General features: G+C 66.6%; 16 protein-coding genes and 1 tRNA gene. 11 read left to right on the top strand and 6 right to left on the bottom strand.

What is annotated here, in order from left to right; all coding sequences use genetic code 11:
* The first annotated feature begins 263 nt into the window (after positions 1-263).
* Both ACP7AB_RS14225 and ACP7AB_RS14220 read left to right on the top strand, forming a co-directional pair.
* Positions 264-1,079: a ferredoxin--NADP reductase gene (locus tag ACP7AB_RS14225; RefSeq protein ID WP_425992486.1), complete on the top strand. Its 816-nt coding sequence runs from the start codon at positions 264-266 to the stop codon at positions 1,077-1,079.
* A complete protein-coding gene (locus ACP7AB_RS14220) occupies positions 1,051-1,410 on the top strand; it encodes a chorismate mutase (RefSeq protein WP_425992484.1) in 360 nt (119 codons plus the stop codon). The genes ACP7AB_RS14225 and ACP7AB_RS14220 overlap by 29 nt, the downstream gene beginning before the upstream one ends.
* Here ACP7AB_RS14220 and ACP7AB_RS14215 read toward each other — a convergent pair.
* Positions 1,407-1,760, bottom strand: coding sequence for an Hpt domain-containing protein (locus tag ACP7AB_RS14215; RefSeq protein WP_425992482.1), 354 nt, complete (start codon positions 1,758-1,760; stop codon positions 1,407-1,409). The two genes, ACP7AB_RS14220 and ACP7AB_RS14215, sit on opposite strands and share 4 nt — an antisense overlap.
* On the bottom strand, positions 1,760-3,211 hold the full coding sequence (locus ACP7AB_RS14210) for an amino acid permease (protein WP_303694840.1): 1,452 nt from the start codon (positions 3,209-3,211) through the stop codon (positions 1,760-1,762). The genes ACP7AB_RS14215 and ACP7AB_RS14210 overlap by 1 nt, the downstream gene beginning before the upstream one ends.
* Positions 3,212-3,375: 164 nt before the next feature.
* Between ACP7AB_RS14210 and ACP7AB_RS14205 the strand changes: the two genes are divergently transcribed.
* Positions 3,376-3,451: transfer RNA gene (locus ACP7AB_RS14205), tRNA-Lys, on the top strand.
* Positions 3,452-3,550: 99 nt separating this feature from the next.
* Here the strand turns inward: ACP7AB_RS14205 and ACP7AB_RS14200 are convergent.
* The gene (locus tag ACP7AB_RS14200) at positions 3,551-4,867 is read right to left on the bottom strand and encodes a serine hydrolase domain-containing protein (protein ID WP_425992480.1); all 1,317 of its coding nucleotides are present in this window, start codon (positions 4,865-4,867) and stop codon (positions 3,551-3,553) included.
* A 169-nt stretch (positions 4,868-5,036) separates the two neighbouring features.
* On the opposite strand from ACP7AB_RS14200, the gene ACP7AB_RS14195 reads away from it, so the two are divergent.
* Positions 5,037-6,383 (top strand): spinster family MFS transporter, encoded by a 1,347-nt coding sequence (locus ACP7AB_RS14195; RefSeq protein WP_425992478.1) that lies wholly within the window; start codon positions 5,037-5,039, stop codon positions 6,381-6,383.
* Between the two features lie 279 nt (positions 6,384-6,662).
* Here the strand turns inward: ACP7AB_RS14195 and ACP7AB_RS14190 are convergent, their stop codons facing one another.
* Positions 6,663-8,819, bottom strand: coding sequence for a TonB-dependent receptor (locus tag ACP7AB_RS14190; protein WP_425992576.1), 2,157 nt, complete (start codon positions 8,817-8,819; stop codon positions 6,663-6,665).
* Between the two features lie 697 nt (positions 8,820-9,516).
* Here ACP7AB_RS14190 and ACP7AB_RS14185 point away from each other — a divergent pair.
* The 4 genes from ACP7AB_RS14185 to ACP7AB_RS14170 are packed head-to-tail and all read left to right on the top strand — an operon-like array spanning position 9,517 to position 12,344.
* A complete protein-coding gene (locus ACP7AB_RS14185; protein ID WP_425992476.1) occupies positions 9,517-9,963 on the top strand; it encodes a cytochrome b/b6 domain-containing protein in 447 nt (148 codons plus the stop codon).
* A complete protein-coding gene (locus ACP7AB_RS14180) occupies positions 9,944-10,621 on the top strand; it encodes a response regulator transcription factor (protein ID WP_425992474.1) in 678 nt (225 codons plus the stop codon). The genes ACP7AB_RS14185 and ACP7AB_RS14180 overlap by 20 nt, the downstream gene beginning before the upstream one ends.
* Positions 10,618-11,646, top strand: coding sequence for a sensor histidine kinase (locus tag ACP7AB_RS14175; RefSeq protein WP_425992473.1), 1,029 nt, complete (start codon positions 10,618-10,620; stop codon positions 11,644-11,646). Before ACP7AB_RS14180 ends, ACP7AB_RS14175 begins: the two co-directional genes overlap by 4 nt.
* Entirely contained in the window at positions 11,643-12,344 is a 702-nt protein-coding gene (locus ACP7AB_RS14170) for a VIT1/CCC1 transporter family protein (protein WP_425992471.1), read from the top strand. The genes ACP7AB_RS14175 and ACP7AB_RS14170 overlap by 4 nt, the downstream gene beginning before the upstream one ends.
* A 21-nt stretch (positions 12,345-12,365) precedes the next feature.
* Here the strand turns inward: ACP7AB_RS14170 and ACP7AB_RS14165 are convergent, their stop codons facing one another.
* On the bottom strand, positions 12,366-13,058 hold the full coding sequence (locus ACP7AB_RS14165) for a cytochrome b/b6 domain-containing protein (RefSeq protein ID WP_425992469.1): 693 nt from the start codon (positions 13,056-13,058) through the stop codon (positions 12,366-12,368).
* A 498-nt stretch (positions 13,059-13,556) separates the two neighbouring features.
* Between ACP7AB_RS14165 and ACP7AB_RS14160 the strand changes: the two genes are divergently transcribed.
* Both ACP7AB_RS14160 and ACP7AB_RS14155 read left to right on the top strand, forming a co-directional pair.
* Complete coding sequence (locus tag ACP7AB_RS14160) at positions 13,557-15,230, top strand: MFS transporter (RefSeq protein WP_425992467.1); 1,674 nt, start codon at positions 13,557-13,559, stop codon at positions 15,228-15,230.
* Positions 15,231-15,328: 98 nt separating this feature from the next.
* Complete coding sequence (locus ACP7AB_RS14155) at positions 15,329-18,709, top strand: hybrid sensor histidine kinase/response regulator (protein WP_425992465.1); 3,381 nt, start codon at positions 15,329-15,331, stop codon at positions 18,707-18,709.
* Between the two features lie 14 nt (positions 18,710-18,723).
* On the opposite strand, the gene ACP7AB_RS14150 is transcribed toward ACP7AB_RS14155, so the two are convergent.
* Entirely contained in the window at positions 18,724-19,356 is a 633-nt protein-coding gene (locus ACP7AB_RS14150) for a response regulator transcription factor (RefSeq protein WP_425992463.1), read from the bottom strand.
* A gap of 162 nt (positions 19,357-19,518) precedes the next feature.
* Between ACP7AB_RS14150 and ACP7AB_RS14145 the strand changes: the two genes are divergently transcribed.
* Complete coding sequence (locus tag ACP7AB_RS14145; protein WP_425992462.1) at positions 19,519-20,865, top strand: DcaP family trimeric outer membrane transporter; 1,347 nt, start codon at positions 19,519-19,521, stop codon at positions 20,863-20,865.
* Positions 20,866-20,998: the final 133 nt, after the last annotated feature.

Raw genomic sequence — 20,998 nt, 5'->3', positions numbered from 1 at the left:
GGCGCGGACGCTAGTCGCAGAAAACGGCCGCGTCATCCCCTTCCATCCGAAGGGCTGCGACCTATCTTGGCGTGTCCGTCTGATAGTTCCGTTCGCATGAGGTCCGATGCGGCGAACAAGACTCAGTGGACTATCTAGACTCCAATTTCCGGAGTCGGGGGCATCAGACTCTATGGACTACCCGGACTCCAATTTCCGGAGTCGATTCGGCCACGACCCCGACGACCTTTCGCCCGGCGGCCCGTCCGCCTAGAAGACCCGCAATGACCGACGCCGCCCTGTCCCCGCCACCGCCGAAGCCCTCCGCCTTCCATGAGCTCGAGGTGCAGTGGGTCCATCACTGGACCGACCAACTGTTCAGCTTCCGCATCGCCCGCCCCGAGGATTTCCGTTTCCGGTCTGGGGAGTTCGTGATGATCGGCCTGCCGGACGCTGACGGCGGCAAGCCCGTCCTGCGCGCCTATTCGATCGCCAGCCCGTCCTGGGACGAGGCGCTGGAGTTCCTCTCCATCGCCGTGCCCGACGGCCCCCTGACCTCGCGCCTGGTCAACATCAAACCGGGCGATACCGTCCTGATGGGCAAGAAGCCGACCGGGACCCTGGTGCTGGACGCCCTCACCGGCGGCGAGACCCTGTGGCTGATCGGGACAGGTACGGGCCTTGCCCCCTGGCTCAGCGTCGCCCGCGATCCCGACACCTACAGCCGCTTCGGTCGCGTCATCGTCTGCCACACGGCCCGCAACGTCGCCGACCTGTCGTACCGCGACTTCCTGACCACGGGCATCCATGACGATCCCCTGATCGGCGACGAGGCCATGGCCAAGCTGACCTACTACCCGACGGTCACCCGCGAGGATTTCGAAACCCCCGGCCGGATCACTGATCGCATCAAGTCCGGCGCCCTGTTCGAGGACCTCGGTCTGCCGCACAGCTTTTCGCCCGAGCGCGACCGGGTCATGCTGTGCGGCTCCATGGCCATGATCAAGGAAACCGCCGCGCTGCTCGAAGGCTTCGGCATGAAGGAGGGCTCCAACGCAGAGCCCGGCGACTATGTTCTGGAGCGCGCCTTTGTCGGCTGAACACCACCCGCAGATCGTGGCCGTGGATGCGCGAGTGGATCCCGCAGCCTGCCAGTCGATGACCGAGGTCCGCCAGGGCGTCGACGCCCTGGACCGCGCCCTCGTCGCCCTGCTGGCCGAGCGACAGCGCTACATGGACGCCGCCGCCCGGATCAAGCCGGACCGCGATGCAGTCCACGACGATGCCCGTATCGAGGATGTGGTCTCGAAGGTTCTTGCGGCCGCCGACGCCCGTCATCTGTCGCGCGACATCGCCGAACCGGTCTGGCGCCTGCTCATCGACCGCTGCATCGCCCACGAGTTCTCGACCTACGACCGCACGCGTCGCTAGCCCTTCAGCGACCTCAGCATCAGCTCGTGCCGCCAGGCCGCGACGTCGGCCAGCGCCGCGTTGAGGGCGTCGCGGACATGGTCCAGCCTGGCCGGCGCGACATCCTTTTCAGCCGCCTCGGCCTCGGCGCAGACCTCGGCCAGCGCTTCCGCTCCGATCCCCGCCGCCGCGCCCCGGATCGTGTGCACGGCGTCGCACCAGCCCTCGATCCGGGCGTCCAGCATCGGCGACCACATCTCGGCCTGTTGCACGAACAGCCCCAGCACCTCCTCAGCGACCCCGTCGTCGCCGCCCGTCGTCCGGTCCAGGACCGAAAAGTCGACGGCGCCGGACAGGTCGCGGCGGGACATCAGGCGGCCTGATCGGGGTTCTTCGCCAGCCGGGCGTTCCGCGCCGACCACAGGAAGTAGATCACCAGACCGACGGCGTTCCAGACCACGAACCACATCTGGGTCGATGGCCGCAGGCTGAAGAAGAAGACGACGCAGCCGACGATGGTGATCGCCCCGACCAGCCACCACAGCGGCGCCCGGAATTTCCGCACCCGGTTCGGATCGCGCAGCCGCAGGACGATCAGGCAGACCCCCACCGCCGCGAAGGCCGCCAGGGTCCCTGCATTGGCCAGCGACGCCAGTTCGTCCAGCCGCATGACACCGGCCAGGGCCGCGACCACGATGGCGGTGAACACCGTCACCACCGCCGGCACGCCGCGCGACGAGATCTTGGCCAGCGAGGTCGGCAGCAGGCCGTCGCGCGCCATGCCCAGGAAGATGCGGCTCTGGCCGAACAGGAAGGCCAGGAGGACCGTCGGAAGCGCGATGACGGCCGAGGCCGCGATCCATTGCGCCGCCGTCCCCTGCCCCATCTCGCGCAGGATCAGGGCCAGAGGCTCGGGGCTGTCCGCGAAGCTCGCCACCGGCCGCGCACCGATCGCCGCGGCCGCCACGACCAGATACAGAACCGTGCAGATCAGCATCGAGCCGACGATACCGATGGCCAGATCGCGCTCGGGCTTCTTGGTCTCTTCAGCCGCTGTGGAGATGGCGTCGAACCCGTAGAAGGCGAAAAAGATGATCGCGGCCGCCGCCATGACCCCGGTCTGCACGGCCGGCTGTCCGGTGATCAGCTCCCCGAACGGCAAGGCGGGCGCTCCAAACCCGTTGGGCATGAAGGGGGTGAAGTTGGCCGCGTCGAACGCCGGCAAGGCGATGGCGACGAAGGCGATCAGGGCCGCGACCTTGATCACCACCAGGATGGCATTCAGGGTCGCGCTCTCCCGCGTGCCCAGCAGTAGCAGTCCGGTCACAAGGCCGATGATCGCCACCGCCGGCAGGTTGACCAGGCCGCCTGCGACATGAGGTCCCGCGGTCAGGGCCGTCGGCAGGTCGATGCCCAATCCGGTCAGGAAGCCGACGGCGTATCCCGACCAGCCCACCGCCACCGCCGAGACCACCAGAGAATATTCGAGGATCAGGCTCCAGCCCACGATCCAGGCGATCAGTTCGCCCAGCACCGCATAGGAGTAGGCGTAGGCGCTGCCCGCCTGGGGCATCATCGTCGACAACTCGGCATAGGCAAGGGCCGCGCAGGCGCAGACCAGTCCCGCCAGGGCGAAGCTGATCATCACCGCCGGCCCCGCCAGCCCCGCGCCGACGCCGATCAGGGTCAGGATGCCCGTCCCCACGATGGCCCCCACGCCCAGCGCCAGCAGGTGCGGCCAGCTCAGGGTCGCCTTCAGCCTCGGTCCGTCCGAGGCCTGGTGCATCGCGTCGATCGACTTGCGCCGGTTCCAGAAGGCCATTCGCTTACTCCCCCGATGGCCCTTGCCGGACCGATTCCGCGGGGATGCTAGACCGCCCTGCGGCGAACCGGAACACCGGGCGGAAATCCCTTGCATCCCCGCGCTGATGTCTCTATTTCCGCCCCCTTCGCCGGACGTCCCTGACGACCGCGCGACGATGGTACGGGTGATTAGCTCAGTTGGTAGAGCAGCTGACTCTTAATCAGCGGGTCGTTGGTTCGAACCCAACATCACCCACCATTGTCTCCAATGTGTCCGCACCGCACAGATCCACCGCTCAAACCCAAACCTGCCTCTTGCCTATCAAGGGCCGTCCACAGATGTGAGCACCGTGAAAAGCTAATCTGACGACGCCGCCATGAGGTGGTCGCTGATCGCCTGGTAGGCCGGCAGTGACATTGGATCGATCAGCGCGTTTCCAGCGTTGGGACCGGAAGCGAAGCGGACGATAGTCATTTCGGCTTTCGGGTCGGCGTAGCAGGCCTGGCCAAAGACGCCGCGCGCCATGAAGGCGCCGTTGGGATTGTGCGAGACCCACCACTGATCGTGATAGCTCCAGCCTGGCAAAGTACCATACCCGCCATAGACGAAGGCCGCAGGGCTGCCGCCCGCCACGATGTCGGCGACGACGGTCTCGGGTACAATCTGGCGACCATTGAAACGGCCGCGATTTCTCATCATTTCGCAGAACCGGCCGAAGTCCCGAAGCTGCAGGTTGAGCCCCCCCGCGGCGTAGCCGGCACCGTTTGAACCGACCTGGATATAGGCGTCGCGCTCCATTCCCATCGGTCGCCAGAAGCGTTCGCTCATGACCTCCGCGAGGGTCATGCCGCTGACGCGTGAGACCAGCCAGCCTGCGACCTCTGTGTTGACTGACTTGTAGTGGAACTCCCTGCCGTGCTCGCCCGCCTTTTTCAGGGTCGCGAGGTAGTCATAGCCGGTGGTCGGTCCCGAGTATCCCGGGGGGCGAGGCAGCATTCCGACCGCACGGACAAAGTGGAAGGCGTCGGAGTCCGGATCGGTATAGACTTCCGTGTAGGCGAGGCCGGTGGTCATATCGAGCACTTGTCCGACAGTCGCGTCGGCAAAGGCGCTGTCGGCCAGTTCAGGGAGGTACTGCGTGACCAGGGCGTCGCGATCGAGCCTGCCTTCGGCAATCAACATCGCCGCCAACGTTCCAACAAACGACTTGGTCACCGAGTGGGCGATATGCTGGCCCTGCGCCGTCAGGGCCCCGAAATAGCGTTCATAGACGATCTCGCCCCTGTGCAGGACCAGAATGCCGTCGGTGTAGTTGGCGGCCAGGGACTGTTCCCAGGTCATCGGCGCCGCGCCACCCATCGGGGTGAAGGTGACGGCGTCGAGGTCATCGCGCAGCGCCACGGGCAAGACGCTTATCGGGCCATCACCGCGCGAGATCTCGGCCGTCGGCATCAGTTCGCGCCAGTGCGAGAAGCTCCAGCGGATCTGGGGAAAGCGCAGGAGACTCTGATCCTCGAACTGGATCAGCCGGTCGGGTGACGGCGGCGAACCGACCATCCAGCCGAGGGTGACGGGATCCGTCGTGGCAGCGTCCGGGACGGCCTGCGGCGACTGGGCGTTGGCAAGCGCGGGAGCCAGGAGGGCGACCACCATCATGATCGGCAAGTGCTTCATTGCAGCCTCCGGCATCCGTACAGATCGCAGGCTACAGGAGGCCCCTACTTGCGTAAACAGACTTGCGTGGTTTCCGCCCGCAATGGCCCCTCGCGAGCCCTCGGCGAAATGACTTGCAATGTTGGACCAAACAGCAAAATCATTCACCTGACATCATTCTGGGAACGCCATGGATCAGCCCGTTCGAACGTACCGGCCAGGGGAGGCTGCGGCCGCCTGGCCGACCCCCTCCCGTGCCTGGGCGACGGTCTTCGTCCTGATGGCCGCCTATGCGCTGGCGTTCGTCGACCGCCAGATCCTGACACTGCTGGTTGAGCCCGTTCGTCGGGACCTCAACATCAACGACACCCAGTTCAGTCTCCTTAGCGGTCTCGCCTTCACCCTATTCTATACCGTTATGGGTTTGCCGTTCGCGTGGCTGGCGGATCGGAGTTCGCGCCGCAACCTGATCATTGCCAGTATCGGCTTCTGGACCCTCATGACGGCTGCGTGTGGCATGGCCAGCAGCTTTCTGACGCTGTTCCTGGCCCGTATCGGCGTCGGCGTTGGCGAAGCCGGCCTGTCGCCGGCGGCCTACTCCATGATCGCCGACAACTTTCCGCCAGCCAGGCGCGCGCGGCCGCTCGGAGTCTATGCGATCGGGTCAATCTGCGGGGTCGGCCTCGCCCTCATCATCGGCGGGGCCGTCATCCAGTGGGCTATGACCGCGCCGCCGGTCAGTCTGCCCTTACTGGGTGAGCTGAAGAGCTGGCAGCTGGCCTTCCTGGTCGTCAGTCTCCCGGGGCCGATCCTGATGCTTGCCATGCTGCCCCTGCACGAGCCGAAGCGACAGGAGAAGGTGCTGGCGGATGGCGAGACGCGCCCATCATTCGTGGCCTTCCTGCGTCGTCGCTGGCGGCCCTTCACCCTGCTGTCCCTGGGCTATTCCCTGATCGGCGTTTCGGTCGCCGCCTATCTGACCTGGACCCCCGCCTTCATGGCCCGGCGCTTTGGCTGGGAGATGAGCCAGGTGGGCGCAGCCTACGGAACGGTTCTGCTGATCTTCGGTACTGGCGGAATCCTCGTCGGCGGCTGGTGGTCTGACAGGATGGCTGCGCGAGGGGCCCCGGATGCCGTCCTGAGAGCCGCCATGGCGGGCGCCGCTCTCGCCCTGCCTTTCGCGCTGGGTGCACCATTTGCCCCGAACGGGACGCTGGCGATGTCGATGATCGCCGCGATGTCGTTCGCATTCGGCCTGACCCAGGGCCTGCCTGCGCCGAGTCTTCAGGCCATCGCGCCGAACCGCCTGCGCGCGAGGGTCATGGCCCTCTATCTGCTGATCGGCAATATCGTCGCCTTTACCGTCGGCCCGACCGGCGTGGCCCTGATCAGCGACTACTGGCTGAAGGACTCCGCGCGGATCGGCGTCGCCGTGGCCATCGTGTCCGCCATGGTGGTGCCGCTCGGACTGTTGTCTTTGCTCGCGGCCCGCAAGAGTTTCATCGAGGCTTCCGCGTTCGAGGCTGGCGAGGGCTGACGCCTTCTTGCTGATGGACCACCGGCCGGCGCCCTCCTGGCGCCGGCCGGATCTTGTCGTTCAAAGCCGTGTCCGCGGGATGGCGTTCCGGGACGGATGCGGCATGACCTGAGGCTGCGCGCCCTAACCTGAACCGTGATCCGGATGATTTCCTGCCGCGGCCAGGGAGGCGGACCTGTCGGTCGTTGTTGCCGGTGTTCGGGCGACCAAAGAAAAGCGCCCGCGATGCTCCTTGCGGAGGATCGCGGGCGAAGTCGGTCGGGACGCAAGGACGGCTGATCAGAAAGAGTAGCTCAGATCGACGCCGTAGGTTCTGGGGGCGCCGTAGTAGTTCATCAGGTCGCCGAAGAAGGCCTGAGCGGCCACGGCGTAGAGTTCGTCCGTGAGGTTCTTGCCCCAGACCGTGACGTTCCAGTCAGCGTTGGGCGGCTGGAACCGCAGCGATGCGTCGAGCAGACCGAAGGCCTCCTGCTTGATCGTGTTGGCGGGGGTCCAGAAGCTTTCGCCCGTCTGGGTGTAGTTGGCCTTCAGGCTGAACGCCCGATCCAGGGCTCCCTGCCCGAAGTCATACGAGAAGCCGAGGTTGAACTTGTTCTCAGGCGAGCGCTGGACCCTCTTGCCGCTGAAGACCACGCCAGCGGCACTGACGAAGTCCACGTATTCGGCATCAATCAGCGAACCGGACGCGTTGATCAGCAGGTTGTCGGTCACTGCCCAGGTCAGTTCGGCCTCTACCCCCCTGATATCTGCCGCGCCCGCATTGCTAGTGACGGTGCACAGGCATTCCAGAATCAGCTGCTGGGACTGCAGGTTGGTGTAGTCCATCTGGAAGGCCGCAACGTTCAGACGGACGTGATTGTCGAACAGGTCGGTCTTCGCCCCGATCTCGTAGTTGATGACCTCTTCCGGCTGGTATCCGACCAAGGCCCCCGCGCGCGTGCCAGGAAGGTGATCCCAGCCTCCGCCCTTGAAACCCTTCCCCACGCTGGCATACATCATGATGTCGTCGTTGGGCCGGTACTCGATGATGCCCTGGGGCGTGAAGGCGTCCCATTCGTCGCTGTAGTCGACGGTGAAGCTCTGGCCGGCGGCCAGGATAAGCGCCGCCACGCACAGGCCGTCACCGCCATCGCTGAGACAACGTGCAACCCGGTTGCCGCCTTTCTTGTCCCGGGTATAGCGAGCGCCGACGGTCGCCGTGAGCTGGTCGGTCAACGCGTAACTGATCTGGCCGAAGACCGCCGCCGTGTCGAGTTCGGCCGCGTTGGTGTACAGGAACTCGCCGCTGAGCGCAGCGATGGTCGTGTTGGTTGTGGCCTTGTTGGCGTCGAAGCGATCGACATTGTCATGCTGGATGAAGGCCCCGACGATCCAGTTGAACCGGCTGTCCGGACTGGTGGACGCCAGCCGCAGTTCCTGGGCCAGCGTCTCTGGCTCGTCCTGGACAAAGTAGAAGGTATCGGCCAGGCCGGGAGGAGAGCCCACGCCCAGCTGGTTGAAGCCCATTTCACCGGACGAGTTGCGATAGCCGGTGATCGCGGTCAATCGCGCCCAGTCGAAGTCATAGTCGATCCGCAGGCTGGCCCCGAAAGTCGTCCGGTTCGAGTAGTCGCGCTGGGGGCTCAGGCTTTCGCGCGGACCGAGGCCGCGCGCATTTCGAAAGGTGGTCACCGCGCCGATGCCTGCGGCGAAGGGATCGTCTGTCATCGTCCGGGCGCCGGGGGTGGCCTTGGACGAGCCGTAGTCCACGGTCAGGAGGGCCCGAAGCGGGCTGTCGTCAGGCCGGTACAGAAACTCGGCCCGGGCCTGATGCGCCGTCAGGTCATCCATATCGTAGTTGAGGAGGACATTGCGACCGTAGCCGTCGCGATTGCGGACCTGGAAGGCGAATCGGGCGGCCACGTCGCTGCTCAGCGGCCCGGTCATGTAACCATCGGCGTTAAAACCGTTGTAGTTGGCCAGGCCCGCCGTGATGCGGCCTGAGGGCTCGAAACTCGGCTTGTTGGTGATGATGCTGATCGCACCGCCGACCACGTTCTTGCCGAGCAGCACGCCTTGGGGACCGCGGATGACCTCGATCCGCTCAAGGTCGTAGAAGTCGGTAAAGGCGGACCCCATCCGGGAGATATAGACCTCGTCCACAAAGGTGCCGATCGAGGGCTCGGCGCTGGCGTCCAGAATGCGCACACTTGTGATGCCGCGAATGTTCAGCTCCTTGCCGAGTGGAGACCCCTCGGTCAGGTTGAACGACGGCACACTGCCTGACAGGCTGCCGAGGTCGACGATCCGTTGCCGGTCCAGCGTTTCACTGGTCACCGCCGTGATCGCGCTGGGCACGTCCTGAAGCCGGCGCTCGCGTCGGTCGGCGGTGACGATGACGTCCTCGATCGCGGTCGCAGTTTCGGGCGGACTGGTCTGCGGACCCGTCTGGGCCATCGCGGACAAGGGGACCGCACACAGGGCCGTAAGTGAAGTGGACGCAAGGCAAGCCAAGGTAAGTTTGCGCATTCGATTTCCCTCCCAGGGCTTCGCCCTTTTTGTTTCCCCCCAACCGACGAGATCGTCGGCTATCGGCCATTCCGACGCGACGTGGCACGTCCCTCGGGCGGTGAAGCAAGGAGTGACTTCAAAGTCCCTGCCCAGCTTCACGACGACAACAGTCCGGCAATAAATCCATAATTGCAAGTCATTGAACGGGGTCGCTTCGCTTAACTTGCGTCAGCAGACTTTTCTCAAGTTTCCTCAATGTCTTGCGACTGTTGTGCGCTGCGAAATGACCGGCCCGAGAGTCGGAAGACAGCCGATCGGGACCTGACAACTTGGGTCGGCCGAACCGAAAACGCCCCTCCCTTCCCCGCTTCAGGCAGCCCGGGTCGCCGCCGCCCAGGCGTCGTTTGCCTGGCCCCGCAGCGTGCGGAGCCCGAGGCGGGAGATCAGAGGGGGTTGCAGATTGAAGGTGTTTTCGATCGGGCCGTGGCTGGAGAGGAAACGCTGGGCTGAGCCCTGGGATTCGAACTTCTGCTGCTTTCGCTCTCGTCGTGGGATCACGAGATGCGAGTTCTCGGCGCGATCGTTCTCCCGCATCCCGCCCGGACGGTGGCGGAGGTTGGCCGCAACCAACGGTCCGAACTTGATGACCCGGCAGCGTATCGCCTCGCGGCTGATCTCGATCCGGCTGGTCTGGGGCTTCGTCGGCCCGCGTCATGCCCGTTTCTCGGACTTCATCGCAGGCCCCCGTCGCCTCGTCGGCTATCTAAAGGCCATGATCCAGCGACGGGAGCCCCGCTACATCGGCCATAATCCCGCGGGCGGCCTGATGATGGCAGCCTTGATCCTGCTGTCGCTCTTCTGCGGCGTCACCGGCTGGATGATGGGTCTGAACGCCTTCTGGGGCGCACCCTGGCTCGAGGCGACCCATGAGACGGCCGCCAACACGATCATGGCCCTTGCGATCCTGCATGTGCTCGCAGCGCTGGTGGAACGCTGGCGTCACCGCGAAAATCTGGTCATGTCGATGGTGACCGGCTGGAAACGCGCCGCCAGCGGTACGGATGTCGATCATGCGTCTCCTCCTCGTTGAAGACACGATCCGGCTGGGCGAGCTGCTCAGCGAAGGGCTCGTCCACGACGGCTTCGTCGTCGACTGGCGCCAGGATATCGAGGGCGCGGCGGAAGCCGTCGCCAGCGCGACCTACGATCTGATCCTTCTGGATCTTGGCCTGCCGGATGGCGACGGGCTCGACTGGGTGCGGACGCTGAGGCGGGCGACAGACCTGACGCCCATCCTGGTGCTGACCGCGCGAGGCGGGCTCGACGATCGGGTCACGGGGCTGAACGCCGGGGCAGACGACTATCTGGTCAAGCCGTTCGAGGCTTCGGAGCTGTCGGCGCGGTGCCGGGCGATCCTGCGGCGACCGGGTCAGCGGATGACCCCCGTGCTTCAGGTCGGGCCTCTCGCGTTCGACGTCGCCTCGCGCCAGGCCGTGCACCGCGACCTGCCGATCGAACTGTCACGCCGTGAAGGCGATCTCCTGGAGGCGCTGATGCGCCGGGCGGGGTCGGTCGTGACCCGGGGATCGCTGGAAGAGTCGCTCTATGCGTTCAACGAGCCGGTCACGCCCAACGCCGTCGAGGTGGCGGTCTCCAGACTTCGCCGCAAGCTCGACGATGCGGGCTGCACAGGAATGCTGCACACCGTCCGTGGGCTGGGCTATCTGATGCGGGACACCGTCGCTTGACCCGTACGCCGTCCATCTTCCAGCGACTGATGCTCGGGTTCGCCCTGATGAGCGTCATCGGCGGCTTCATCCTGCTTCTGTTCATCGGGGTCGAATACGGCCTGTCGTCCCGGGCGAGGCGAGACGAGATCCAGTTTGCGGGGATCGCGAACGAGGTCGCCGACCATGTCGTGGTGCCCTTGCTGGTGCTGATCGTGCCCATGACCCTGGCCGCGCTGTGGGTCATCCGCTCATCCCTGCGACCGCTGAGCCTTGCCGGTGCACGGATCGAGGCCGCCCAGGCCGCCGACAAGGGCTTCCGGGTCGATGTGCATGACTTTCCGGCCGAGGCGACGGGTTTCGCGGATGCCGTCAACGGGATGCTCGCTCGCCTGGACGAAGCCGCGACTCGCCAGGAAGCCTTTGCCGCCGACGTCGCCCATGAGCTGAGAACGCCGCTGGCTGTCCTCGCGCTGGAGCTGGACCGGCTGGAGTCGGCCGAAGGGCAGAGGTTGAAACGGGATGTCGCGGCAATGTCGCGGCTGGTCGATCAGCTTCTGGTGCTGGCGCAGCTGGACGCGCAGGCGGCGGCGCCGGTGACTGCGACCCCGGTCGATCTGGCCGAAGTCGCCACGGAAATCGTCTCGCAGTATGCCCCCCTGGCCGTCGCCGAAAACAAGTCGGTGGCGCTGGAGCTTGATGGTGGCGTCCTTGTCGAAGGCCGCCGCGAAGCCATTGCCGCCGCCCTTCGTAACCTCGTCGAGAACGGGCTTCGGGTGACGCCTCCCGGAAGCACGGTGATCGTAGCGGCCGGGCCAGGCGCAAGGCTCTCGGTGATCGACGGCGGGGGCGGGCTGACGTCGGAACGCCTCGCCGACCTCAGCCAACGGCATCGCCGTGGAGACCACGCCAGCATAAGCGGGGCCGGTCTGGGATTGGCCATCGTCTCGCGGATTATGGCGGCGCATGGTGGACGGATAGAGACCCGGCCGGACCGGTCCGAATTGATCCTCGTCTTTGCTCCGGCCAAGGAAAATCAAACATGAGCCGACTTGAACGCCATCCCGAACGCCATCTGGTCGCCAGGATCGGATGGCTGCGCGCCGCAGTGCTGGGGGCCAATGATGGACTGGTGTCGACCGCCAGTCTGATCGTTGGCGTTGCCGCCGCCCAGACCAGCAAGACAGGGATCCTCGTCGCGGGCGTCGCGGGACTCGTCGCCGGGGCCATGTCGATGGCGGCGGGCGAGTATGTTTCGGTCAGTTCTCAAGCCGATACCGAGGCGGCCGACATGGTCCGCGAGCGCGCCGAGCTGGACGCCGATCCCGAGGCCGAAACCCGCGAACTGGCCGCCATCTATCGCAGCCGGGGCGTCGACGCGCAGGTCTCGCTGGAGGTCGCGCGCCAGCTCATGGTCCACGATGCGCTGGGCGCTCATGCGCGAGACGAACTGGGGATGTCGGAGCATACGGCCGCACGCCCGATCCAGGCGGCCCTGACGTCAGCCGCGACCTTCTCGGTGGGGGCGATCCTGCCGCTGGCGGTGGTGGTCGTGGCGCCCGGATCGCTGCTCGTCGCATTGGTGTCGGGCTCCGCCCTCGTCGGTCTGGCCCTGCTGGGCGGCATCGGAGCCAGGGTCGGCGGGGCCGGCATCGTCAAGGCCGTATTGCGCGTCACCTTCTGGGGGGCTTTCGCCATGGGGCTGACCGCAGGCATCGGCCACCTGTTCGGGACCGTCATCTAGCCTGGCAAGGTCCAGAACGGTTCAGTCTTCGTCCGCTTCACCGGCCTCGCCGCCCTCACCGCCTTCGCCATGCGCGCCGGGTGTGAAGGCCTGCGGGTCGATGCGGGTCGCGGCATAGGCGGACACCGCCACGACGAGGACGGCGAGGGGTACGGCTAAGCGCGCGGCCGGAGCGGCATCCTGGGCGTTCGGGAAGTGGGTCGTCTTCTTGCGGCCGGTGATCATGGCGCCGATCAGATTGTCCCGGGTCAGGAACGACATGGCCACGACCGCGACGACGTGCAGGGCGATCATCGCCAGAAGGATGTAGGCGATGGCCTCATGCCCGTCCTCTCCGCCCGTGATCCCGGTGAAGGTTGTCGCGGCGACCAGGGCCAGAAGCACCAGCACGGCGATCCCGCCCAACGGGTTGTGACCCAGCGAGGCATGGACCCGCCCCGCGAACAGACCCCTCACATGGCCCGCCATCCGCGACGGACGGATCAGGTTCGCGAAGCGGGCGTGTTCGCCGCCCACGAAACCCCAGACCAGCCTGAAGGCGATCAGGACCGCCGCCACCCAACCCGCAGGGACGTGCCAGGGCGACAACGCGCTGCCCTCCTCGGAAGACAGGAAGGCGACCGCGATGGCGGCCACGAGGAGCCAGTGAAACAGGCGAACGCCCCAGTCCCAGGTCTTGATGATTCTGATCGCCTGTGGAGCCGTACTGGTCATGAAACTCTCCGTTCGATCGCATGCTGGGCTCAAAGTCTGACGTCAGCCTGACGTCGGCGAGGTCCCGTTCACGCAGAGATGCCCCGGGCGGCGAATGACCGTCACCGCTCTCACAGGCATGCTGCTCAGAGAAGGCTGACGGGTTTGCCCGGGCCAAACTCCCGTCAACCGAAAGGACAGGCGCACCGTATGCTTCGTGCACGATCGCGCGTTGATCCACGTCAAGCCTGCGGGCAGCATTCGAGACGTCGATGGATCGACTTTCTGACACTGGCGCGGCCGCCTTATGGGTGAGTCCGCAACGCGGTCATTGCTGGAAACCAGACAGGGCGAACGACGGAGAAGATCGGTGACGGACATCCCTGCCTGCCACCACCACCCAGGCTGTTCGACGAAAGTCGATCTGCCTGAAGCGGTCGATCGCTGTCACGGTCCAGATCGACGCCGCCTGCGCGGCGACAGAACAGCCGATCAACGGCGAGATTTGGGAGGATTTCTATGACCGACAGCGCCGTGGGTGCGCCCGCTATGGACCAGCGAGCCCTCGACAAGCGATCCCGCCTTGTCATTCTCGCCTCGTCCGTCGGCACCGTGATCGAGTGGTACGACTTCTATCTGTACGGCTCGCTGGCCGCGATCATCACGGCCCAGTTCTTCTCGGGCGTAAACGAGACCACCGGCTACATCTTCGCGCTGATGGCCTTCGCGGCCGGGTTCGCGGTGCGCCCCTTCGGAGCCGTCTTCTTCGGACGGCTGGGCGATCTTTGGGGTCGCAAGAACACCTTCCTGGTGACCATGCTGCTGATGGGCCTGTCGACCTTCGTGGTTGGTCTGTTGCCGTCCTATGCCGCCATCGGTATCGCGGCGCCGATCATCCTGGTCGCCATGCGCCTGATCCAGGGCCTGGCCCTGGGCGGCGAATACGGCGGCGCCGCAACCTACGTCGCCGAGCACGCTCCCAAGGGCAAGCGGGGCTTCTTCACCTCCTTCATCCAGATCACGGCGACCGCCGGTCTGGTTCTCAGCCTGCTGGTGATCCTGGGCGTCCGCCTGGCGGTCGGCGAGGAAGCGTTCGCTGACTGGGGCTGGCGCATCCCCTTCCTGGTCTCGATCCTGCTGCTGGGCGTGTCCCTGTGGATCCGACTGAAGCTGGCGGAGAGCCCCTCGTTCCAGAAGATGAAGGCCGAGGGCAAGGGCTCGTCGACGCCGCTGAAGGACTCCTTCCTGAAATGGCCGAATCTGAAGCTGGTGCTGATCGCCCTGGTCGGTCTGACGGCCGGGCAGGCGGTGATCTGGTACACGGGCCAGTTCTACGCCCTGTTCTTCCTGGAACGGGTCATGAAGGTCGACTCCACCCTCGTCTACATCCTGCTGGCCATCGCCCTGGTCGCCGCCTCGCCCTTCTTCGTTTTCTGGGGCTGGCTATCGGACAAGGTAGGACGCAAGCCCGTGATCCTGGCCGGGTGCCTGCTGGCGGCCCTGACCTATTTCCCGCTGTTCCAGGCCCTGACGACCGCGGCCAATCCGGCCCTCGCCCATGCGACGGCGTCCCAGCCGGTCACCATCTATGCCGATCCGGCCGACTGTAACGTGCAGTTCGATCCCGTGGGCAAGACGGTGTTCAACCAGTCCTGCGACCTGGCCAAGTCCTATATCGCCAAGGCCGGCGTCAACTACACGAACCTGGCGGCGCCTGCGGGCGCCGTCGCCGAGGTCCGGATCGGCGACAGCGTGGTCTACCCCAGCTTCAGGGGCGAGGCGCTTCCCACCGCCGAGTTCACGGCCGCGAAGAAGACCTGGGAAACCGGATTGGGCGGCGCGCTGGCCACCGCAGGCTACCCCGCCAAGGCCGACAGCGATCAGGTCAACAAGCCGATGGTGGTGCTGATCCTGTTCATCCTCGGCTTCTATGTGACGATGGTCTACGGGCCGATCGCGGCGGCGCTGGTGGAGATGTTCCCGACCAACATCCGTTATACCTCGATGTCGCTGCCCTATCACATCGGCAATGGCTGGTTCGGCGGGTTCCTGCCGACGACGGCCTTCGCCATGGTCGCGGCGACCGGCAACATCTTCTACGGCCTCTGGTATCCGATCATCGTCGCCCTGGCGACGGTGGTGCTGGGCTTCCTGCTGGTCAAGGAAGGCAAGGACGTCGACCTGAACGCCTGACACGACGCAGGGCGGCAACGGCAGGGGCGGGTGGATCGGCAATGATCCCCCGCCCTTTGCCTTGCAGGGCCAGACCCAAACCCCTCTAGATGATCCTGATGTTCAGTCTGCTGATCCTGGCGATGGTCGCCGCCTATATGGGGGTGCTGTTCTTCGTCGCCTGGCGGACGGAACGGCCGGGACCTCATGCGCCCGCCCGTCGACCGGGCCCCTGGGCCTATGCCCTGTCGCTGGCGATCTACTGCACCTCCTGGACCTACTACGGCGCGGTCGGCACAGCGTCCCGCGACGGCTGGGAGTACCTGCCGATCTACATCGGTCCGGCCCTCGGGATCGTCGTTCTGTTCCCGATCTGGCAACGAATCGCCGCCGCCGCCCGGCGCGAGAATATCGGCTCGATCGCCGACTTCATCGCCGCCCGATATGGAAAGAGCCAGACGCTCGGGGCCCTGGTCGCCAGCGTCGCGATCATGGGGTCGCTGCCCTATATCGCGCTGCAGCTGAAATCACTGTCCATGGCCTGGCAACTGGTGACCGCGGGCACGCCCGTCGCCGGGTCCGAGCGGCTGACGGTCAGCGTCATCGCCTGCATTCTGGCCGGGTTCACCATCCTGTTCGGGGCGCGGCGCCCGGACCTGACCGAGCACAATCGCGGCCTGATCCAGGCCATCGCCCTGGAGTCGATCGTCAAGCTCGCGGCGCTCGTGGCCGTCGCGATCTTCGCGGCCCTGCTCCTGTTCGGCTCGCCTTCGCCCGACGCGGTGACGGCCGCCCTGAAGGATCTCGCCGCTCCCCCCGTGATCGACGCGCGCTTCATCGCCATCACCTTGCTGGCGACGCTCGCCATCTTCTGCCTGCCGCGCCAGTTCCACGTCGCCTTCGTGGAGGAGTCGCAGCCCGCCCAGATTCGCCGCGCGCGCTGGGTCTTTCCGATCTATCTCCTGATCACCAGCCTCGCCGTCGTGCCGCTGCTCGCGGCGGGCGGGGTGTTTACGCAGATCGCCAACCCCGACCTGTATGTGTTGGACCTGCCCTTCTCACAGGGTGCCACGCTGCTGACCGCCATAGTCTTCGTCGGTGGTTTCTCGGCGGCCACCGCCATGGTGATCGTGGAGACCGTCGCCCTTTCGGCCATGGCGTCCAACAACCTGATCCTGCCGTTGCTGGCCCGCGGTCGGTGGCGGCGGCGAGAGGATTCCTCGGACGTCGCCAAGACCATCCTGCAGGTTCGTCGGATCGTCATCTGCGCCATCCTTCTGCTGGCCTGGCTCTATTTCCAGGCCATCGATCGCTCGTCCGGCCTGGCGTCGATCGGCCTGACGTCGTTCGCCGCCCTGGCCCAGCTGGCGCCCGCGCTGTTCGGCGCGGTGATGTGGCGAGACGGCCATGCACGCGGGGCCATCGCAGGGATCATCTGCGGCACGGCGATCTGGCTATTGCTGCTGGCCTTGCCGCAAATCGGCGCCACCCTCGGCGCCGGCGCGATCCGGCCGTTCGGTCTGGATGACGCCCTGCCCGCCGCCGTCTTCGTGAGCCTGGGCCTCAATGCCCTGGTCTATGTCCTGGTCTCGCGGGCCGCCCAGCCACGACTGATCGATCGGATCCAGGCGCGCGCCTTCGTCGATCGCCTGAGTCCGGACTGGCGGGAACAGGCGTCTGCCCCGTCCGGCGCCTCGGTGGGCGATCTGAAGACGCTGGTCGCCCGGTTCGTAGGCGATCCCGGGGCCGAGCGGGCCTTTGCTGCCTACGGACGAGAGACCGGCCGCGTCCTGAAGGACGCCGGACCGGCCGATGCGGGCCTGGCGCGTGCGGCCGAGCGGATGCTGGCGGGCGCGGTCGGAGCCTCCTCGGCCCGACGGGTCATCTCTGCGGCGCTCGCCGGCGGCGGTCGGGCGCCGGAGGACGTGGTGCGCATGCTCGACGAGGCGTCCCAGGCCGTCCAGTTCAACCGGGAACTGCTGCAGGCCACACTCGACAACATCGACCAGGGTGTCAGCGTGGTCGACGAGGACCTGCGCCTCATCGCCTGGAACGCCCGCTATATCGAGATGTTCGGTCTGCCGTCGGGCTTCGTCCACGTCGGCCAGCCGGTGGCCGCGGTCTATCGGCTGAATGCCGAGCGGGGTGAGGTCGAACAACCCGATCTGGAAGCCTGGATCGAGCGGCGGCTGGAGGCGCTGCGACGCCGCGAGCCGCATGACCACGAGCGCGCCCAGCCGACCGGTCGCATCCTCAAATCGACCGGCGCACCGATGTCGGGGGGCGGCTATGTCACCAGCTACACGGATATCACTGAGCTGCGCCGCGCGGCCCTGGCGCTGGAGGAGGCCAACGAGCAACTTGAGGCCCGCGTGGCGGACCGGACCGAACGGCTGGTCGAGGCGAAGCAGGCGGCTGAAGACGCCACGGCTTCCAAGACCCGCTTCCTCGCCGCCGCCAGTCACGACCTGCTGCAGCCGCTTCACGCCGCCCGGCTGTTCATCGCGGCGCTGAAGGAGGGCAAGGGCGCGCAGGAGCCCGAGACCCGGCGTCTGGTGGACAACGCGGATCGTTCGATCGAATCCGCCCACGGCCTGCTGAAAGCCCTGTTGAACCTCTCGCAACTCGAGGCGGGGGGTGTCCGTCCGGCGGTCGAGGCCTTGGCGGTCGAAGCCCTTTTCTCCGATATCCGCCGCGAGTTCACGCCCCTGGCGGTCCAGAAGGGGCTGCGACTGACCGTCATCTCATCACGTCGATGGGTGCTGTCCGACGCCGACCTGCTGCGCTCCCTGCTTCAGAACCTCGTCGGGAACGCCATCCGCTACACCGACACCGGCCGCATCCTCGTCGGAGCGCGCAAGGTGGGCGAGACGCTGCGCGTAGAGGTTCTCGACACCGGCCGGGGCATCGCCGAGGATCAACAGGAAACGATCTTCACCGAATTCACCCGGCTGCCGGGCCAGGACGGCGGCGAGCCCGGGGTGGGCCTGGGCCTGGCGATCGTGCGGCGGGTCGCCCGTCTCCTCGACCACCCGCTGACGCTTCGATCGGTCATGGGCAAGGGATCCTGCTTCTCGGTCACAGCGCCGCTCGCCGAGGCGCGGCCGGGCGCGACAGCCGCGACGTCGTCGCCCCGGCCCCTGCCGTCGGGATTTCGGGTTCTGTGCGTCGATAACGAGCCCGCCATCCTCGAGGCCCTGAGGGCCCTGCTGTCGCGCTGGGGCATGACCGTCGTGACGGCCTCGGACGCCGCCTCGGCCCTCGCGGCGAACGGCCCATTCGACGCCGCACTGGTCGACCTGCATCTGGGCGAGGGGCCGGATGGCCTGGTCATCATCGACACGCTGAGGTCGCGCGGCGTGGGCCACCTCGCCCTGATCAGCGCCGACGCGGACACGACCCTGCCCGCCCGCGCGGCGGCCGCCGGATCCGTCTTGATGTACAAGCCCGTCAAGCCGGCGATCCTGAAGGCTTTTCTGTCCAGCAAGCGAGGGGTCTGAGCGGCCCGTCCGGCTCAGGCCTGTGGGAACAGGGCCTGGGTGGTCAGGGCCTGGGCGGCGATCACGGCCTGGGTTCGGTTGTGGACGCCCAGCTTCTTGAAGACGCCTGTCAGGTGCGCCTTGATCGTCGCCTCGGTGACGCCCAGGTCGAAGGCGATCTGTTTGTTCAATCGGCCCTGTTGCAAGCCGATCAGGATCTTCAGTTGTGACGGCGTCAGGCTGGCGATCCGCGACTCCATGGATTCGGCCGGCGCGACTTCGGTGAGGGCGGGCGCCCAGACGTCCCCGGCCAGAATGGTCTCCAGCGCCTCGACCATGTTCGCAAGGGTCGCCGACTTGGGAATGAACCCGGCCGCGCCGAACGCCAGCGCCCGGCGAACCGTGCCGTCGTCGTCGCTGGCGGAGACGATCGCGACGGGCGCCGCAGGAAAATCGGCGCGAATGCCGGCAAGGCCGGCGAAGCCCTCGCTGTCCGACAGCTTCAGGTCCAGCAGCAGCAGATCGACCGGGCCGGCCGACAGGGCGGCGCGCGCGCCGGTCAGGCTGGACGTTTCCTCGATCGCGGCCATGGGCGCCGCGCGCATCAGCGCCGTCGCGAGGGCCGCCCGGAACAGGGGATGGTCGTCGGCGATGACGATGCGGTCCATGATGTGGTCTGCTCCCGGGCCGGGCTCTGGCGGCGCGTGCCCTGCGCCACTCTGACACCCCCCGACCTTGGTCGTAACTAGACCAATGGCTAATGGCTCCAAAGCGGTTCCTTCCGGAAAGGTCTCGACAGGCGCGCATCAGACGCACCCCGGGAGGAAACCATGCTCAGACCCATCCTGATGGCCGGCGCCGCAACGCTCGCCCTGATCGGCGGTCCGGTCCGGGCGCAGGACGGCGCCGCCGCGCTGGAGGCCCGGATCGCCCTGCTGGAGGGCCAGCTGAACGCGCTGAAAGGCGAGGTCCAGGCGTCGCAAGTCCAGCAGACGGCCCAGGCCCGGGACATCATCCGCATCGACCAGACCGCCGCCGCCGAGCCGCAGGCGCCCCCGCCCGTCGCCGCCCCGGCGGACGGCTTCCGCATCGGCAACAACGTCCTGAAAATCGGCGGCTATGTGAAGGCCGACTTCATGGCCAGTCAGTACAGCGGCGGCGACCCGGCGAACGGCGACCTGTTGCGCGACTTCTACCTGCCGGGGTCGATCCCCGTCGGTGGCGCGGACGAGCGTACAGCGACCGACTTCAATGCGCGTCAGACCCGGTTCTGGCTGACGACCGACGGCATGATCAGCGGCCACAAGGTCGGCACGCGGATCGAAATGGACTTCCAGGTCCTGTCCGGAGCCGGCGACCAGCGAACAACCAGCCCCTCTACCCCGGCGCTGCGTCGGGCCTTCGTGACCATCGACAACTGGCTGTTCGGCCAGGAGTGGACGAACTTCCAGAACCTCGCCGTCCTGCCCGACACGGCCGACTATGTCGGGGCCTCCGAGGGAACCGTCTTCAACCGTCAGGTCCAGGTCCGCTACACGCGCGGGCCGTTCTCGATCGCGCTGGAGAATCCCGAAACGACCGTCACGCCCCATCTCGGCGCGACCCGGATCGTCGCCGACGACAACAGTCTGCCGGACCTGACCGCCCGCTATGCGGTCTCCCGGCCATGGGGCGAGGCCTCGGTCGCGGGCCTCGTGCGCCAGCTGCGGTATCAGACGACAGGCGTCGGCGCGATCGACTCCTCGACCGCAGGCTGGGGCCTGTCCGCCGCAGCCAGGATCAAGGTCGGCGCCGCCGATGATCTTCGTCTGATGCTGTCCGGCGGCGAGGGCATCGGCCGCTACGTCGGCCTGAACTTCGCCAACGACGCCGTCCTCGACGCGTCCGGAAACCTGCAGGCGATCCGCCTTGTCGCCGGCTTCGCCAGCTATCGCCATATCTGGTCGCCGCAGTGGCGCTCGAACCTGACCTGGTCAGCCCAGACCGTGGACAATGACCGGTCGATCATCGGACTCGCGGCCAACAGGTCGGCCCGGAGCATGCGGGCCAACCTGATCTGGACGCCCATCCCGGGCATGGATCTCGGCGCCGAGCTCATGCAGGGCGAGCGGGAGCTGGAATCGAGGCTGTCGGGTGATGTGACCCGCCTTCAGGTGTTTGCAAAATATGGCTTCTAGCGCCTTGAAGGTCCCCCCCATGACCGACCCCGACCTGTATCCCGTTCCTGCCGACTGGGCCGAGCGCGCCCATATGGACGCCGCCGCCTACGAGGCCGCGCGGCTCGCGGCGCGCGAGACGCCGGACGCCTTT

The sequence above is a fragment of the Brevundimonas sp. TWP3-1-2b1 genome, assembly GCF_049896165.1.
GTDB classification, from domain to species: Bacteria; Pseudomonadota; Alphaproteobacteria; order Caulobacterales; family Caulobacteraceae; genus Brevundimonas; species Brevundimonas subvibrioides_B.
This window is presented reverse-complemented; position numbering and strand designations above follow the sequence as displayed.